Genomic DNA, 17216 nt, shown 5'->3' on the forward strand with positions numbered 1-17216 from the left:
TCTGAGTGAAGACTAAACGTTTTGTGACTTTAATATTATTATTTATTTGTAGTTTGATTTTATCTGCTTGTAGTGGCATTACTATTGGCCAGCATACTAACTCTACTGACAACTGGGAACGTATCAAAAAGCAAGGCTATATTACCATTGGAATTGATGATACATTTGTACCTATGGATTTTCGACTAAACAACGGCCAATTAGTTGGTTATGACGTTGATTTAGCCAATGCTGTTTTCAAATTATATGGTTTAAAAGTAAATTATCAAACAATAGATTGGTCAATGAACACTACAGAACTACGTAATGGCACAATTGATTTGATTTGGAACGGTTTTAGCAAGACACCTGCTAGAGAAGAAAAAGTTTCTTTTAGTAAAACTTATTTATATGGCTCACAAGTTTTAGTAGCATTGAAAAAGAATAAAATCAATCGTCCTCAAGCAATGAAGAATAAAACTTTGGGCGTCCAAACAGGCTCTTCTGGATATAACGATGTAATGAACTACCCTACAATTTTTAAAAATCAGATAAAAAATCAAACCCCTATTCTTTATGATTCATTTACAAATGCATTCATTGATCTCACTGCTCACCGTATTCAAGGGCTCCTAATTGATAGTACCTATGCAAATTACTATATTTCTCATCAAAAAAATCCGGCACAATTTACTGAAGTTGCAACCCCATTTTCAAGAGAAGAATTTGCAGTCGGTCTTCGGAAAAACGATCATTTTCTCCAAAAAAAGATTAACTATGCTTTGAATAAATTCAGTCAAGACGGAACTCTAAAAAAAATTAATGATAAATGGTTTGGCAATCGTGCACAATCACCATTATTGAATAACTAATATCCCGAAAACAATCTTAACAGTTGATCTTAACTCAATAACTAGTAGACATGCCGCATTATTAAATTTTTTACCCCAAGCAAATTATCGAAACAATTTATACTTTTATGGATATTTCCCAGGAAATACTTACATCTTGGTCATTTCATATTCTCTAATATCTTCTTTATAGCCATAATTTTACTTAATTGAATTGGCTATTACAAAATTTAAGTTAATTTGTGACTTTATTATCTAAAGTTACTCAGTAAATAATATTATATTTAAAAATTATTTTCACATATAATTCGTGTTTACATTAATTTGTGTCAGTGTTACACTATAGAAGTTGTTTAATTCATCAAAAATACGAACATTTATCTATAGGAGTAATCAAATGAATTTTATAAAAAGCTATTTTCAGCTTAATAAATATAAAACAAGTATAAAAGTGGAATTTTTAGCAGGCCTAACGACTTTTATAAGCATGTCTTATATTTTGTTTGTTAATCCAAGTGTTTTAGGCGCTAGTGGAATGGACAAGGGAGCCGTTTTTACTGCAACAGCTTTAGCTAGTGCTCTAGGAACTGCACTGATGGGGATTGTCGCTAACTATCCGATAGGTGAAGCTCCCGCTTTAGGTATTAACGCATTCTTTGCTTACACCGTTTGTGTGGGCATGCATGTTTCATGGCAAACCGCATTAGCAGCTGTTTTTGTTGCTTCAATAATTTTTATCTTAATTACCATGTTTAAACTAAGAGAAAAAATCATCAATGCAATCCCTGCAGATTTAAAATTTGCCATTTCTGCAGGAATTGGTCTTTTTATTGCCTTTTTAGGTATGCAAGATGGCGGTTTAATCGTTGGTAATAAGTCTACCCTAGTTGGTCTTGGCTCATTGCATGATCCTGCAGTTTGGATTACTATTTTTGGATTATTAATAACAGTTATTCTAATGATTATTAATGTTCCTGGTGCTATCTTTATCGGAATGGTTTTAGCAGCCATTTTTGGTGTTATAACTGGTCAAATTGCATTACCTAATAAGATGATTTCTTTAGCACCAAGTATTGCGCCAACTTTTGGGCAAGCTGTTTTTCACATAAAAGACATTAATTCACTTCAAATGTGGGTTGTCGTTTTAACTTTTCTACTTGTCACCTTTTTTGACACAGCTGGTACTTTGATTGGCTTGGCACAGCAAGCTGGTTTTATGAAAAATAATAAAATGCCCCGAGTTGGTAAAGCCTTAACTTCAGATTCTACAGCAATGATGGTGGGATCAATTTTAGGAACTTCACCCGTAGGTGCATTCGTAGAATCAAGTGCTGGAATTGCTGTCGGTGGGCGCACTGGCTTAACTGCTGTCTTTGTAGCCATTTTCTTCTTAATTTCAATGATTTTTAGTCCTCTATTAAGCTTGTTTACAACTCACGTAACCGCCCCAGCATTGATCATTGTTGGCGTGTTAATGGCTCAAAATACTTTGCACGTACATTGGGATAAAATGGAGATCGCTGTCCCTGCTTTTTTAATTTTAATTGGAATGCCACTGACTTATTCAATTTCTGACGGTCTGGCTCTTGGAATAATTACCTACCCAATATGTATGATTGCCGCTAAACGTGGTAAAGAAATCACCCCTATGATGTGGATCTTATTCATCGTCTTTATCATCTTCTTATGGGTTCTAAATTTCTAAAGACTTTACTATTAAACAAAATATATCTATGGTAAAATGTGCAAATGTAGTATATGTTATTTTGCATTGATATATTAACCCAAATTTCAAAAGAGGTCTTTATGAAAGCACTTGAAAATATCGATTATAAAAAATTCATTATGCCGATTGTATTAGGTTTAATCTTTTGGTTCACTACCCCTATACGTCCAGCTGGAGTAACAGTTGCAGCATGGCATATGTTAGCAATTTTTATTGCTACTATTGCTGGTTGTATTACTTTACCACTTTCTATTAGTGGTGTTACTTTAATTGGTTTTACTTTAACTATTGTTTTAGGCCTAGTTCCCTTAGCTGATAAAGTAGTAAATGGCAAGGTAATTGAAAAGGGCGCAATTAATGCATTTGCCAACTCGTCAGCTTGGCTAATCGTTATGGCATTCATGATTTCACGTGGAATTGTTAAAACAGGTTTAGGTCAAAGAATTGCCCTTTATTTTGTTAAATGGTTTGGACATAAATCCTTAGGTCTTGGTTATGCGATTGGAGCAATTGACTTACTTGTTTCCCCAGCTACACCTTCTAATGCTGCCAGAGCAGGTGGTGTTGTTTATCCATTAATTAAGTCCTTAGCAAATACCTTTGGTTCAAAACCTAATGATCCTTCACGGAAAAAAATGGGTTCTTACCTTGTCTTTACTGAATTCCAAGTTAATATTATTACATCATCACTATTCATGACAGCTTGTGCCCCAAACTTAATTGCCGTAGCTTTAGCTAGCAAAGCTGGTGTTACACTAAGCTGGATGCCATGGCTAATGGCTAGTATTGTACCTGCTGCTATTTGCTTAATTACAGTGCCATATTTTATTTACAAATTATATCCTCCTGAGGTTAAAGAAACTCCAAATGCAAGAGAGTGGGCAACAGATCAGCTTAAAGAAATGGGTAAGTTAACCATACCTGAAAAAATGATGGCGATAATTTTTGCCATTACACTAATTCTATGGATGCTTTCTAGTACATTAGGAATTGATGCCACTCTAATTGCCTTTGTCGCTGTAACTTTATTGTTACTTACTGGTGTTCTTTCACCTAAAGACTTATTAAGTGAAACAGGAGCTTGGAATATTCTAATTTGGCTTTCTATTCTTGTTTTTATGGCAGAAAAGTTAACTCAATTTGGTTTCATTGGTTGGATCTCTAGTAGTATTGCTGCTGAAATTAAAGGAGTTAATTGGCTAGTTGCTTTAATAATTTTAGCTTTAGTACTGTTTTATACCCATTACCTATTTGCAAGTGCCACTGCACATAACTCTGCAATGTATTTACCACTTTTAACAGTTGCCATTGCTGCTGGTGCTCCTAAAGTAATGGCAGCACAATTTTTGGCAATGTTTTCAGCGATTATGGGATCAACTACCCACTACTCTAGTCCAGCAGCTTCTGTTTTAGCATCATCAGGATATGTTAAGCAAAATGAATGGTGGAAGTTAAGTTTTATCTTTGGTATTTTTTACATCTTGGTTTACGGAATCATCGGGCTAGCATGGATGAAGATTATCGGTATGTGGTAATTTCAAAAAAACGAATCTAAAAAGATTCGTTTTTTTGATTTCTTGTAATTATTTTTCATTAGAATCATACGCTTATGCTACACTAGATAATGTATTTTATTATTTAAATATTTTTTGGAGGAAAAATGATGACATTAGAAAAAGTCTTTCATTTAAACGATGCTCATACCACTGTCAAACGTGAGTTAACTGCTGCATTAACCACCTTTGTCAGCCTCTCCTACATCCTTTTTGTTAACCCGAACATTTTACATGCAGCAGGAATTGATAAGGGAGCTGCCTTTACAGTTACTGCATTATCAATTGCAATTGGCTGCTTTATTATGGGACTAGTAGCAAACTACCCGATTGCCTTAGCTCCAACGCTAGGCAGCGCTGCCTTTTTTGCTTATAACGTCTGTGGCAGCATGCACATTAATTGGCAAACAGCGCTCGCAGCGGTTTTAGTTGCCTCAGTCCTTTTTATTTTAATTACCGTTTTAAAACTACGAGAAAAAGTAGTTGATGCAATCCCTCAAGATTTAAAATATGCTATTTCTGCCGGAATTGGCTTATTTATTGCTTTTATAGGCTTACAAAATGGTAAGCTAATCGTCAATAGTGAATCTAATCTAGTCACTTTAGGTAAATTTAACACACCGGCAGTTTGGATCACACTTTTTGGATTGACTCTAACCGTCATCTTAATGGCCTTAAATGTACCTGGTTCAATTTTTATTGGAATGGTTGTAACCGCAGTTTTTGGCGTTATAATCGGACAAATTGCCGTTCCAAAGGCAATTATAGCCAGGGCACCAAGTATTACTCCAACTTTTGGTCAAGCTATTTTCCACATTAAAGATATCAATACACCGCAACTATTTATGGTTGTTCTAACATTTTTATTAGTTACCTTTTTTGACACTGCTGGAACCTTAATTGGGATGACCGAACAGGCCGGTATGGTAGATCAAAATGGCAAAATTCCGCGTATTGGAAAAGCCTTTTTATCTGATTCCTTAGCAATGGTTGAGGGTGCAGTTCTTGGTACGGCTCCACTTGGAACTTCAGTTGAATCAAGTGCCGGAATAGCTATGGGCGGACGTACAGGTTTAACGGCAATTTTTATTGGTATCTTCTTTTTAATTAGTATGATTTTTAGCCCATTATTAGCCGTAATTCCAACCACAGTTACAGCACCTGCATTAATTATAGTTGGTGTTTTAATGGCTGGTAATCTTAAAAAAATTAACTGGGACAAATTCGAAATTGCCTTTCCAGCTTTTCTAACTGTTATTGGAATGCCTTTAACTTACAGCATTTCAGATGGTTTAGCTTTAGGGATGATTGCTTATCCCATTACGATGATTGCATCTAAACAAGCCAAAAAAGTTTCACCAATGATGTATGTCTTGTTTATAGTATTTATTATCTTTTTCTTAATAACCAACATGTAAAATCAATTTATTAAAGCCTTGACAACATAGCTTTTTTATAATATAAATATTAAAAATAAGCTATTATAGTTAACAAACTAAGAGGAACTATGAATGAATAAATTTTATAATAATTATAAAGTTGCATTATCGTTCACAATTTTGGCCATACTTCCTAGTTTAAATTTGATCTTTAGTTCCAATTATTACAAAATGATGGTTGGTCTAGGCTTTATTTTTATAGTAGCAATAATTTCATTTAGTATAGATTATTGGTTTAATAAGCATACTTTTAGAACTAATTACCATTTCCACAAAAAAGGTATTGCTGCCTTAATTGATTATTTAATTGGTATTATTTTATTAGTAATTGCTTACCTTTTTTTAGTTTAAAACGTCTGAAGTAAAGTTGTTACACGTGTAACATAGCAACTAATTTTTTATCAACTTAAAACTGTTAGAATCATAAAAAAGTCCCAAAAGTTAAATAACTTTTGGGACTTTTTTATGATTAAATTATCTAAAAGATCAAAAATTGAACCTTTTCATTAATGGCTAAATAATCATTTAACTAAAACCATCACCTTGATTTTTTCAATTGCTTGAAAATTATTGATAAACTTTATCATCATTACTTTCTAACCTTAATTTAGTCCGTACAAAAACAAGCCTTGACCAACCATATTTCTTTGAGAAATTTAGCCATTAAATTTAGACTTAAAAGTTTAATATTTTATCAATTAGCCACGTAGATACAAAAAAGCAAATATAATATCAACCCCCCAGACCTCGAAATAAAACTAACAAGGGACGACTTCAATAGAAAATCTACAGTTGCCTATTGTAAATCTTGTACAAAATAACGAACAAATCATGTGCAGACTAAAGGGCTTGACGCCGATTAAATATCAACTACAAGCCCTAATATGATAAACATTTACAACATAGTCCAATTCAGGGACTCATTTAATTATTACTAACTGCCTTATGTTACACGTGTAACATAATTATTTTTCTTCATACCATTCAGTGTGATAAACACCTTCACGATCATTTCTCAAGTAAGTATGTGCACCAAAATAATCACGCTGACCTTGAATTAAGTTAGCTGGCAAACTTGGATTAAAAATTGATTCTAAGTAGTTTAATGATGCACTTAAAGTTGGTGTTGGGATACCAGCTATAGTAGCAAGTTCGATAACTTTCCGCAATGCAGGAATATTCTTTTCCATTAAGTCACTGAAGTAAGAGTCTTGGAACATATTATCAAGCTTATTGCTATTTGCAAATGCTTTCTCAATATCTTTAAGCATTGATGAACGAATAATGCATCCAGCTTCCCATGATTGTGCAATTGCTGGATAGCGTAAATCCCACTTGTAAGCATCAGCCGCCATCTTAAGTTGTTGAAATCCTTGAGCATAGGCTACAGCTTGGCTTAATTGTAATGCTTTTTCCAAATTAGTAATCAGATCTGTCGGAATTTCCCCGTTCCATTTAATTTCTTTGCCCTCACGCGTAGTAGCCTTTGACATGAACCGAGCAAGCACAGCTTCAGCGATTACGCTAATTGGTACTCCGAGGTGAACACCATCTTCAAGCATCCAGTTGCCTGTACCCTTGTATGAAGCAACATTCAAAATATGGTCAATTACGTAATCAGGAGTCAATTCATCTCTTTGCTTCAAAACTTCAGAAGTAATTTCACTAAGATATGCTTGAACTAAACCTTGATTCCAATCAGCAAAGATCTTTGACATCTCATTGTTAGATTTTCCAGCAACTTTACGCAAAATATCGTAAACTTCGGAAAATTCTTGCATAATGCCATATTCGATACCATTATGAACCATTTTAACGTAATGGCCACTTCCTTCTGGTCCGATAAAACTAACACATGGTTGGCCCTCAGCGTTCTTAGCAGCGATTGCTTCTAAAATAGGTGCAACTTTGCGGTAGGCTGCTTCATCACCACCAGGCATCAAAGCTGGGCCATTTAAGGCACCTTCTTCGCCACCTGATACTCCCATACCAATAAAATGGAGACCATGCTCCTGCATCTTATGAAACCGTCGATTAGTATCATGGAAATTTGAGTTACCACCATCTAATAAGATATCTCCTTTATCAAGTAAAGGTAGTAATTTATCTAAAGTTTCATCAACTGGTTTACCAGCCATAATCTGAATTAAAATTTTTCTCGGCTTTTCTAATGAATTAACAAATTCTTTCCAAGAATAAGTTGGTTTTAATTTTTTATCTTCATACTTTGCAAAAGCATCAACTTCTTGTTTATCAATACTAAAACCAGAAACGGAGAAACCATTATTTCTAACATTTAAAGCTAGATTTTTACCCATAACTGATAGACCGATAACACCAAATTGTTGCATATTTATTCCTCCACTGTTAAAAATCATTCCCTATTATTATACTTGTAAGGATGAAAAAAAGCGAAACTTTCAAAAAGTTTCGCTTTTTTATTACAAATTAATTTTATTAATGTTCCGAAGCACCTGAAGTAGTGTCTGACTCTTCTTCTGGTTCTTCTTCAGTTTCTGAAGCGCCTGAAGCAGTATCAGTAACTAAACCATATTTTTCAGCAAAGTAGCTAAATGGCTTCAAGTCTTGTGCTTGATACTTCTTAACAAAGTCTGGATCATCAAGGGTATTCAATTCAGTTGAGTATGGCATGTCATGAGTGAACTTGATGTCGATTAACATTGGTCCATCCATTTGCTTAAATTCCTTAACTGCGTCTTCAAATTCCTTCTTAGTACGTACAGTTACACCCTTAACGTTCATACCTTCAGCAACCTTTGCCCAATCATTATCTGGCATAATAACACCTGATAATGGTTGGTGTGACTGGTCAACTTGTTCAGCTTCAATGAAACCTAAAGTTTCGTTAGTGAATACAACGTTAAGAATATGCATGTTGTAACGAGCTTCTGTCAATAATTCTTGACTCATCATTGCAAAGCCACCGTCACCACCTAAGTTCCAAACTTCACGGTCTGGATGAACAGTTGCTGCTGCGATTGCAGCTGGTGAACCAAAGCCCATAGTTGCATATAAGCCTGAAGTTGCCCAAGTTTGTTCGTCATGTAAGTTTACCAAACGTTGGAAGTCAATGTTGATGTTACCAACATCAATAGCAAATTGAGCATTGTCATCAGCAAATTTATTAATAACATCAAAAATTGGTTCACGACGAATTGGCATTTCATCGGAGTCATCGAAACTGTGCTCCCAATCTTCCCAGTTCTTACGATCATCAATAGCTGCCTTATAAAGTGGTGATTCTTCACGTGCTTCACCAGCATCAATAATTGCTTGCAAAGTCTTAGCACCATCAGCTAAGATTGGAACTTCAACATTGTGACGTTTACCCAATTTTTCAGAATCAACATCAATTTGAACAACCTTAGCTTTAGGATCAAAGAAGAATACTGAGAATGGTGAGTTGTTACCAACCCAAATTACAGCATCTGCATGCATTTGAATATCATCACTAGGTTTTGGAGCAACACGACCAATTGAACCCATGTATGCAGGAAATTCGTCTTCAACAATACCCTTAGCAATAACTGATGAAAGTAATGGTGTCTTGAACTTCTCTGCAAAAGCCTTTAATACATCCCCATGACCTTTCATACCTATACCGTAGTATACAACTGGGTTCTTAGCTTCTGCTAATACTTTAACAGCTGCATCAATGTCTTCCTTCTTAGGAGCAGCATAGTTAGGAATACTTGAAATAGTGTTGTATGTTACACGGAAGTTGTCATTAATCTTATCCCAACCAAAGTCCTTAGGAATAATTAAGACAGCTGGTCCCTTCTTAGCATAAGCTTGACGAAGAGCTTCATCCATCATTCCAGGAATTTGATCTGCAGTTTTAATTTGGTGATTCCAAACAGCAACTGCATCAAACCAAGGCTTTTCATCAAAAGCTTGGAAGAAGTCAATATCTTGGCGACTAGTTGGTACGTTAGCAATAATAGCTACCATTGGTACCTTGTCGTATTTAGCATCGTATAATCCATTCATCAAGTGAACAGCACCAGGTCCAGCTGAACCGAAACATACTCCAGCTTTACCAGTGAACTTATATTCAGCTGCTGCCGCTAAAGCACCAGCTTCCTCATGTCTAACCTCAATGTATCTTAACTTATCTTTGAAATCGTGGATAGCATTCATTGTTGAATCGAATGAACCACCTGGGAAACCATAAATATGATCAATGTGCCAGTCCAATAAAACTTGGAGCATAGCATTTGAGCCATTAATTTTTGCCATTTTAAAGTGCATCTCCTTAAATACATGTTACTTACATACTGTATTAAAACATATAATTTCACAATTTCAAGTATATTAAATTCTAAGCTATTACAAATATGTAAGCGCTATATAAAAATATAAGTTTCACAAAGTTTAATTATTTTTTATCCATTTTCTATAATATCAGTTTTTATACTTGTGATTGCCTGATCATTGAGTCGATATTTATGTACCACTTTCCTTAAATTTTTTTATAAAATATTTTTTAAATTTTTGCTAAATTTATCTTTTTACTTTTGCGTAATGACCATTTTGAACATAAACACTTAAAATGGCAATGTCAGCTGGATTAACTCCTGAAATTCGCTCTGCTTGAGCAATAGTTTCTGGACGGATTTTCTCAAATTTTTGACGTGCTTCTGTTGCCAAGCCTTCAATCGCTTCATAATCAATCTTAGTTGGAATTTTTTTAGCTTCTTGCCGATGCAATCGATCAATTTGTTGCTGTTCTTTTTGAATGTAACCAGCATATTTGACATTAATTTCAATTTGTTCTTTAACATAGCGATCATTCGAAATAGACACCCCACTCAATTGTTCAATATCGACAATTTTGACACGTGGGCGTCGTAAAAAGAGGTCTGCTCTAATACCTGCAGTCATTTGCCCTTCACCAATTTGAGTTAAATATTTTTGCACCTTTTTTTCAGGATGAATTGTAATATTTTGAAGCACATTAGTTGCTTTCTTAATCTGCTCTTTTTTGGTCAAAAATTGATCATAACGTTGCTGCGAAATGAGTCCTAATTCGTAACCATAGTCTGTCAATCGCAAGTCAGCATTATCATTACGCAAAATCAAACGGTATTCTGCCCTTGAAGTAAGCAATCGGTAGGGTTCTTCGGTTCCCTTAGTAACCAAGTCATCAATCAAAACGCCGATATAAGCCTTATCACGCCCTAAAGTAAACCCAGGCTTGCCAGCAGCACGCAGCGCTGCATTAATTCCAGCAATTAATCCCTGACCAGCTGCTTCTTCATATCCAGAAGTACCGTTCATCTGGCCTGCAGTAAATAAGTTTTTAATTATCTTGGTTTCTAGCGTGTGTTTAAGTTGCCATGGATCAACCACATCATATTCAATTGCATAACCCGGTCGCATCATTTCTGCATGCTCAAGACCCGCAACGGAGTGTAACATTTTTAGTTGTATTTCTTCTGGCATTGAGGTTGAAAAATCGCCAACGTATACTTCTTTTGTATCCTTTCCCTCTGGTTCAAGAAAAATCTGATGCCGTGGTTTATCTGCAAAACGAACAATCTTTGTTTCAATCGAAGGGCAATATCGTGGGCCCACTCCCTTGATTTGACCTGAAAACATCGGTGAGCGCGACAGATTGTCATTAATAATCTCATGCGTTGCTTGATTAGTGTATGTCATCCAACAAGAAACCTGCTCTTTGAGATAATCTTCATCCCTACTTTCAAAAGAAAAATGACGCGGTGTTTTGTCCCCTGGTTCCTCTTCTGTTTTAGAATAGTCAATCGTATTGCTGTTAACACGTGGTGGGGTTCCAGTCTTAAAGCGCCGCAACTTAAACCCCAATTTCTCTAAATTTTCAGATAACTTGATAGCTGGAATCGTGTTATTAGGTCCTGATGAATAATTTAATTCACCAATATAGATTCGACCACGTGCAGATGTTCCAGTGGTTAAAACAACACTTTTTGCATAATATCTAGCGCCAGTATTAGTAATTAGTCCTTTACATATTCCATTTTCTACAATCAGTTCATCAACCGTAGCCTGACGTAATGTAAGATTTGGAGTGTTCTCAATCACATTTTTCATATGCTCATGGTATTTCCACTTATCTGCTTGAGCTCGAAGTGCTTGCACAGCAGGTCCTTTACCCGTATTAAGCATTCGCATTTGAATATACGTGGCATCAATACTTTTACCCATCTGACCACCAAGTGCATCAATTTCACGCACAACCGTTCCTTTGGCAGGGCCGCCAACCGAAGGGTTACATGGCATAAAAGCAACCATATCCAAACTAATCGTTAACAGCAAGGTCTTTTCACCCATTTTTGCACTAGCTAATGCGGCTTCACAGCCTGCGTGCCCAGCACCCACAACGATTACGTCGTAATCGTTCGAATCGTAACTTTTAATCATCTTTTTGCACCTATTTTCCTAAACAAAATTGACTAAATAATTCATTAATCAGTTCATCTGGACTGCTTTCACCAGTTATTTCTCCCAGTGTATTCCAAGCACCCGTAAAATCAATTTGAGCAATATCTAGTGGGACTTCACTATCTAATGCAGCTATTACGTCCTGAAGCTGTTTTTTAGCCTTTTCAAGTAGTCCTACTTGACGCTGATTAGTTACCATTATTTGATCATTAGAATTTTCTATTCCACTAAAGAAAAGTTCATTAATTGCTTGTTCTAATAGATCAAGGTTTTTCTCACGCAAAATAGATGTAGCTATTACTTTACTACCAGTTAGCTTCTTAATCTCTTCTACACTGATTCTTTGACCTAAATCTGTTTTATTCAAAACAGCTATTCGTTTTTTATGATTAGTCGCTTTAATTAATGCTCGATCTTCTAACGATAATTTTCGACTTGCGTCAAAGAGTAATAAAACTAAATCTGCCTGAGCCAATGCTTGCTTCGAGCGCTCAACTCCTATTTTTTCCACTTTGTTATCGGTAGCACGAATTCCTGCCGTATCAATTAATTTAAGTGGAACACCCTTAACTGAAATATATTCTTCTAGCGTATCTCTTGTAGTACCTGCAACATCGGTAACAATTGCTGTGTCACTTTTTGTTAAATAATTAAGAAGGGATGATTTACCAACATTTGGCTGACCAATAATAGCAGTAGCCAAGCCATTACGTAATATTGTGCCTTCAGTAGCAGTTTTCAACATTTCATCAATTTTTTCAATAACTGCTTTTGAAACCTTGGTAATCTGTTCAGCAGTAATTGTATCCGCATCATATTCAGGATAGTCAATATTAACCTCAACATTGGCTAATGTATCTAAAATTTGTTGACGCATAGCTCTTATTTTTTTCAGCAATCCACCTTCTAGTTGCTTTTCCGCGACCTGCCGAGCCCGATCTGTCTTAGCCCGAACAATATCCATGACACTTTCAGCTTGGGTTAAATCAATTCGACCATTAACAAATGCCCGCTTAGTAAATTCACCAGGTTCAGCCATCCGGGCACCGCTTTTTAACAACAGTTGCAAAATACGATTGGTTACAACAATCCCACCATGACAATTAATTTCGACAATGTCTTCACGTGTAAAAGTCTTGGGTGCAAGCATCACGGACACCATGACCTCATCAATCACCTGATTATTTTCTGGGTCAATGATATGCCCATAATGAATTGTATGGCTTGAAACTTTAAGTAGATTACCACCTTTAAAAACCCTATTGGCAATTTCTACGGCCGCATCACCGGACATTCGCACAATCGAAATGCCACCTTCTCCAATCGGTGTAGAAATAGCAGCTATTGTATCAAATTCTGTCAAAGTTTGTGCCATAATTTAACTCCTTTCAATAAAAAAAGCGCATTACAACATCATGAATAACCATGATGTATAAAGCACTTTGACTACTTTATCTAAAAATCATTTTAGATTAGCTATTTATTTTTTCCGTTTTAACCGTTTATACGTTTTCCTTAATTGCCGTTTACGCTCACGCTCGGCTTGTAACTTGGCCTCCTGCTCACGCCGGTATTTAATCGGATTCTGCAAGATAAAAGTTTGACCAACTTGAAAGAGATTAGAAATCACCCAGTATAAAACTATTGCTGACTGGAAATAAATTCCCATTACACCAACTACAATTGCCATTCCATAAGTCATCATCTTGGTTGATAAATTTTGTGATTCCTTGGGCGTTGATAATTGGCTGATATACGTTGACAAAAACGTTAAAATCATTGATAGGATTGGCATAATGAAATATGGATCAGGTTTACCTAAATCCATCCATAAAAACCGACCAGTCAAAAGTTGTGGTGTACGCCAAATGGCACCGTATAAAGCATACATCACAGGCAGCTGAATAATTAGTGGCAGACAGCCCGCATAAGGATTGATACCAGCTTCTTTATAGAGCTTATTAGTTTCTTGCGAAAGTAGTGTCCGCGATTCTGTATCATTACCAGGATATTTTTTGCGCAAAGCATCAATTTCAGGCTGCACACTCTGCATCTTGGTCGTGCTCTTAATTTGAATTGCACTTAATGGATACAAAATTATGCGAACAATTATAGTAAAGACAATAATTGCCCAGCCATAATTGTTATTCATCAGTTTAGCAAGCCATAATAAGAACGTTGACATATAATAAATTATCCAGCGATCCCACCAGTTGCCACTTGTATGTGAAACTGGGGCTGGCTGCTTGGTAGCTGCTGACGCACATCCCGTTAGCACAACGGCTAGTGTTATCACTGCTAGTAGCGCAAGCACACGCTTGACATTCTTTTTAGTTAAAATGTCCCTCACTCTAATCTTCCTCAACTTCTTCAGATTTTTCTTCAATAATCTTAGCCAAAACAAGTGCATGAAGCAGATTTTTTCTTACTTCTGCCATTGTAAAGTCACGCGCATATGGTCGGGCAATCACTAAAAAATCAATCTGCGGCTCAATTGCTGATTTATTCTCAATCAGAGTCGCACGAATATAGCGTTTAAGGCGATTACGAACTACTGCCGTATGCCCCACTTTTTTACCGACTGAGATTCCTACACGAAAATGAGCATTCTCCGGTTTATCTATTCGGTAGATGACAAATGCTCGATTAGCAACTGAATTACCAGCTATAAAAACTCGTTGAAAATCATTTTCAGTTTTAACTCGATAAGACTTTCTCAAAATGCTTCATTCCACTCTTGTATATTAAAAAAACCACTGGGATTCAGTGGTTTAAGCAGATAAGACTTTTCTACCCTTTGCACGGCGTCTAGCCAAAACCTTACGGCCATTTGATGTGCTCATCCGCTTCATAAAGCCATGAACGCGTGAACGATGACGCTTTTTAGGTTGGTAAGTTCTTTTAGTTGTCATTAAACTACACCTCCAATTTTTTATATGCTAGCTGCACAATTTAGTATCTAGAATATCATGATTAAAGTAAAAAACCAAGTAAAATCGAAAAAAAGATGGAGTTAATCACTGGATAGACAGATAATTGATCATAAATTATTCTCAAACAAATCCGCAAAGCTGGTCATAAACACATTCTTATACCAAATCGTCCTTGCCGATTTGGATTGAAGGATAGTGCTCCAGCGTGGGCAAATCCGTGTCAAGAGGGCAGCTGTAAACCATGTAGTAATCGTCTTTTGCAGCCGCGGTTAGTTCCGCAAACTTCTGCCGGGCTTTTTGACAATTATGAGTCGCATAAACTACGCTAACCACACCTACTTTGACCTCAGCATCCCTGCTACTGTGTTCGACACTGCCTCTCAATATTAACTTCAGGTTACCATCGTCTTTCAACCCTTGCTTAATATAGTCTTGTTCATTAATCAATCGCAATTCCTCCTCACTTAATAAACAATCATTATCATTTAATGATATTCAGCCAATAGTATAATGTCAAGCGCTTTCTTAGAAGTGCTTCAGGATAAAAAACGACACTTGATAGCCACTTCAATATAACTATCCGCTTTTATGCGGTATTGTATGTTCTCAAGACGTAATTAAGCTTATAACAAGACGTAATTAAGCTTATAAATAGTAGTAAAGACATTGACTAAGTATCCGAATTGAGGTGCCACCAATGACAACAAGTGAATTATTAAAACAATATCGCCTGCGCGCAAACAAAACCCCAAGAGAATGGGCTGGAACAGCAATCAGTCCTTCTTTCTATTCCGAGGTGGAAAAGGGCCTCAATCGGATCACTGCCGATGACTTGATCAAACTTTTGGACTATAACGGCATCCCGGCTGCAAATTTTTTTGCAGAATTAAATCCAGAAAAGAAATTACAATATGATCGTGAACAAGAGCTAATCAAATTGATGAACGATTCTTATTATCAAAACTCATGCAGTGAACTCACACGACTAGAGCGCATAATTACGCAAGGGAATCTACCTCATCGCCAAGATTTATTATTAATGATTAAAGGTTATATTGCTTTAGTAACTGATGCTATTACAGAATTAGATACTACAACTGAATCACTTATTAAAGAAAAGATTTTCAATATTGCAAAATTTGACGAGCTTTTCACCTGGGCAACAGAGACGACGGAACCCTTGCGGATGAATCGGACAATCATTCTTGTCGCCACGCCTGCCAACATGACCTTCTTTGAAACAGACAACTTAAGCGCACAGAGCGGGTCGGCTAAGATTGATACTGAACAGATGTCGCAGAAGACCAAGGAGCAGATTTTTACTAATTCATGGATAACGTCGTATAAACCGGTCTTTATTTCCATTAGCGAATACATCAAGGGCGCTCAAAAGGATCTGACCTACACGCTCTACCTCTTCGATGGTATCGACGCGCTGCTACTAGTCTTGTCAATGACCTTGGTCTACGCGATCATCCGCATCTACCAGGTTTCTCAGCAAAACTTCTTCAACGTGAAGAAGTTTCTCGGCTACAGTCTTTCCAACATTTACCGCAAGACCCTGCTCTTTTTAACGTTTAGCTTCATACTGGAATTGCTCACGACTATCCTGCTGCGTTCGCGTGTCGGTATTCTAGTCGTCAGCATCAAGTTCATCCTGCAATTATTATTCGGATTACTGTATTTGCGCAAATCTAGCGTCAAACAACTGCTATTTAGCCAAAAGGAGGACCAATAATGACAACACCAATTATTAAACTAGACCAAGTTACCAAGCGCTACGGCCAGCGCAAGAGTAAATTTTTGTCCTATAATGCCCCATTTGGCAGTACCCGTGAATGCGGGCACTGCTTTTTTTGTTTTATTAAACCGCGGCAAACCGCGACGTGCAACCCATAACAAAATTGCAATAACGGATTTTACGTCCCATTTAAGCAGCCACGCACAGACCTCGCATGTTAACATAAAGACCCGTAATTTTATCCACAACAGACAAGTCACAGTGCTTTGCACAGGATTATGCACATTTCCCAGCTTGTTTAAAAAATTATGCACAGCATGTGGATATTTCGTCGTGTAATCTAGCTCAAGTACTGTTATTATAATAAAAAATATCCACAGAAGATCATGCGAATTATTTTTTTAACGTGCTTTTTTAAGCAAATTTTGTGTATTCTCACAAAATATTTATCCACATCTTGTTAATTCTGAATTATTTTTATTCACCTGTGGAAAACATCCCGCTTAAATGGTAAAATAGACGTTGCTTATCGTTATCGGAGGGAACTAAT

The 17216-nt window shown here is 36.3% G+C and carries 15 protein-coding genes; 6 read left to right on the forward strand and 9 right to left on the reverse strand.

What is annotated here, in order from left to right:
* The first annotated feature begins 5 nt into the window (after nt 1-5).
* From F5ESL0246_RS07980 to F5ESL0246_RS08000, 5 genes are all read left to right on the forward strand, one after another.
* On the forward strand, nt 6-851 hold the full coding sequence (locus tag F5ESL0246_RS07980) for an amino acid ABC transporter substrate-binding protein (protein ID WP_122019514.1): 846 nt from the start codon (nt 6-8) through the stop codon (nt 849-851).
* A gap of 376 nt (nt 852-1227) precedes the next feature.
* Entirely contained in the window at nt 1228-2535 is a 1308-nt protein-coding gene (locus F5ESL0246_RS07985; protein ID WP_122019517.1) for an NCS2 family permease, read from the forward strand.
* 101 nt (nt 2536-2636) lie between these two features.
* Nucleotides 2637-4091, forward strand: coding sequence for a DASS family sodium-coupled anion symporter (locus tag F5ESL0246_RS07990; protein ID WP_122019521.1), 1455 nt, complete (start codon nt 2637-2639; stop codon nt 4089-4091).
* Between the two features lie 125 nt (nt 4092-4216).
* On the forward strand, nt 4217-5527 hold the full coding sequence (locus F5ESL0246_RS07995) for an NCS2 family permease (protein WP_122019524.1): 1311 nt from the start codon (nt 4217-4219) through the stop codon (nt 5525-5527).
* Nucleotides 5528-5620: 93 nt separating this feature from the next.
* Nucleotides 5621-5899: a hypothetical protein gene (locus F5ESL0246_RS08000; RefSeq protein WP_122019527.1), complete on the forward strand. Its 279-nt coding sequence runs from the start codon at nt 5621-5623 to the stop codon at nt 5897-5899.
* 614 nt (nt 5900-6513) lie between these two features.
* On the opposite strand, the gene gndA is transcribed toward F5ESL0246_RS08000, so the two are convergent.
* The 8 genes from gndA to F5ESL0246_RS08040 form a co-directional block, all read right to left on the reverse strand.
* Nucleotides 6514-7899 (reverse strand): NADP-dependent phosphogluconate dehydrogenase, encoded by a 1386-nt coding sequence (gene gndA / locus F5ESL0246_RS08005; protein ID WP_122019530.1) that lies wholly within the window; start codon nt 7897-7899, stop codon nt 6514-6516.
* Nucleotides 7900-8005: 106 nt separating this feature from the next.
* Nucleotides 8006-9808: a pyruvate oxidase gene (spxB, locus tag F5ESL0246_RS08010; protein ID WP_122019534.1), complete on the reverse strand. Its 1803-nt coding sequence runs from the start codon at nt 9806-9808 to the stop codon at nt 8006-8008.
* Nucleotides 9809-10072: 264 nt separating this feature from the next.
* Entirely contained in the window at nt 10073-11971 is a 1899-nt protein-coding gene (mnmG, locus tag F5ESL0246_RS08015) for a tRNA uridine-5-carboxymethylaminomethyl(34) synthesis enzyme MnmG (protein ID WP_122019538.1), read from the reverse strand.
* A 10-nt stretch (nt 11972-11981) separates the two neighbouring features.
* Nucleotides 11982-13367 carry a tRNA uridine-5-carboxymethylaminomethyl(34) synthesis GTPase MnmE gene (gene mnmE / locus F5ESL0246_RS08020; RefSeq protein WP_122019542.1) on the reverse strand — a complete coding sequence of 462 codons (1386 nt, stop codon included), beginning with the start codon at nt 13365-13367 and terminating at the stop codon, nt 11982-11984.
* 105 nt (nt 13368-13472) lie between these two features.
* On the reverse strand, nt 13473-14342 hold the full coding sequence (locus F5ESL0246_RS08025) for a membrane protein insertase YidC (RefSeq protein ID WP_122019546.1): 870 nt from the start codon (nt 14340-14342) through the stop codon (nt 13473-13475).
* A 1-nt stretch (nt 14343) separates the two neighbouring features.
* Nucleotides 14344-14712 carry a ribonuclease P protein component gene (rnpA, locus tag F5ESL0246_RS08030; RefSeq protein ID WP_122019549.1) on the reverse strand — a complete coding sequence of 123 codons (369 nt, stop codon included), beginning with the start codon at nt 14710-14712 and terminating at the stop codon, nt 14344-14346.
* 51 nt (nt 14713-14763) lie between these two features.
* Nucleotides 14764-14904, reverse strand: a complete 141-nt coding sequence (rpmH, locus tag F5ESL0246_RS08035) for a 50S ribosomal protein L34 (protein ID WP_003549412.1) — start codon at nt 14902-14904, stop codon at nt 14764-14766.
* 177 nt (nt 14905-15081) lie between these two features.
* Entirely contained in the window at nt 15082-15372 is a 291-nt protein-coding gene (locus tag F5ESL0246_RS08040) for a hypothetical protein (RefSeq protein ID WP_233551622.1), read from the reverse strand.
* Between the two features lie 250 nt (nt 15373-15622).
* On the opposite strand from F5ESL0246_RS08040, the gene F5ESL0246_RS08045 reads away from it, so the two are divergent.
* A complete protein-coding gene (locus tag F5ESL0246_RS08045) occupies nt 15623-16663 on the forward strand; it encodes a helix-turn-helix domain-containing protein (protein WP_122019553.1) in 1041 nt (346 codons plus the stop codon).
* 20 nt (nt 16664-16683) lie between these two features.
* On the opposite strand, the gene F5ESL0246_RS08050 is transcribed toward F5ESL0246_RS08045, so the two are convergent.
* Nucleotides 16684-16890, reverse strand: coding sequence for a hypothetical protein (locus F5ESL0246_RS08050; protein WP_147441051.1), 207 nt, complete (start codon nt 16888-16890; stop codon nt 16684-16686).
* Between the last annotated feature and the right edge of the window lie 326 nt (nt 16891-17216).

The sequence above is a fragment of the Lactobacillus sp. ESL0246 genome (assembly GCF_003692965.1).
Classification (GTDB): Bacteria; Bacillota; Bacilli; order Lactobacillales; family Lactobacillaceae; genus Lactobacillus.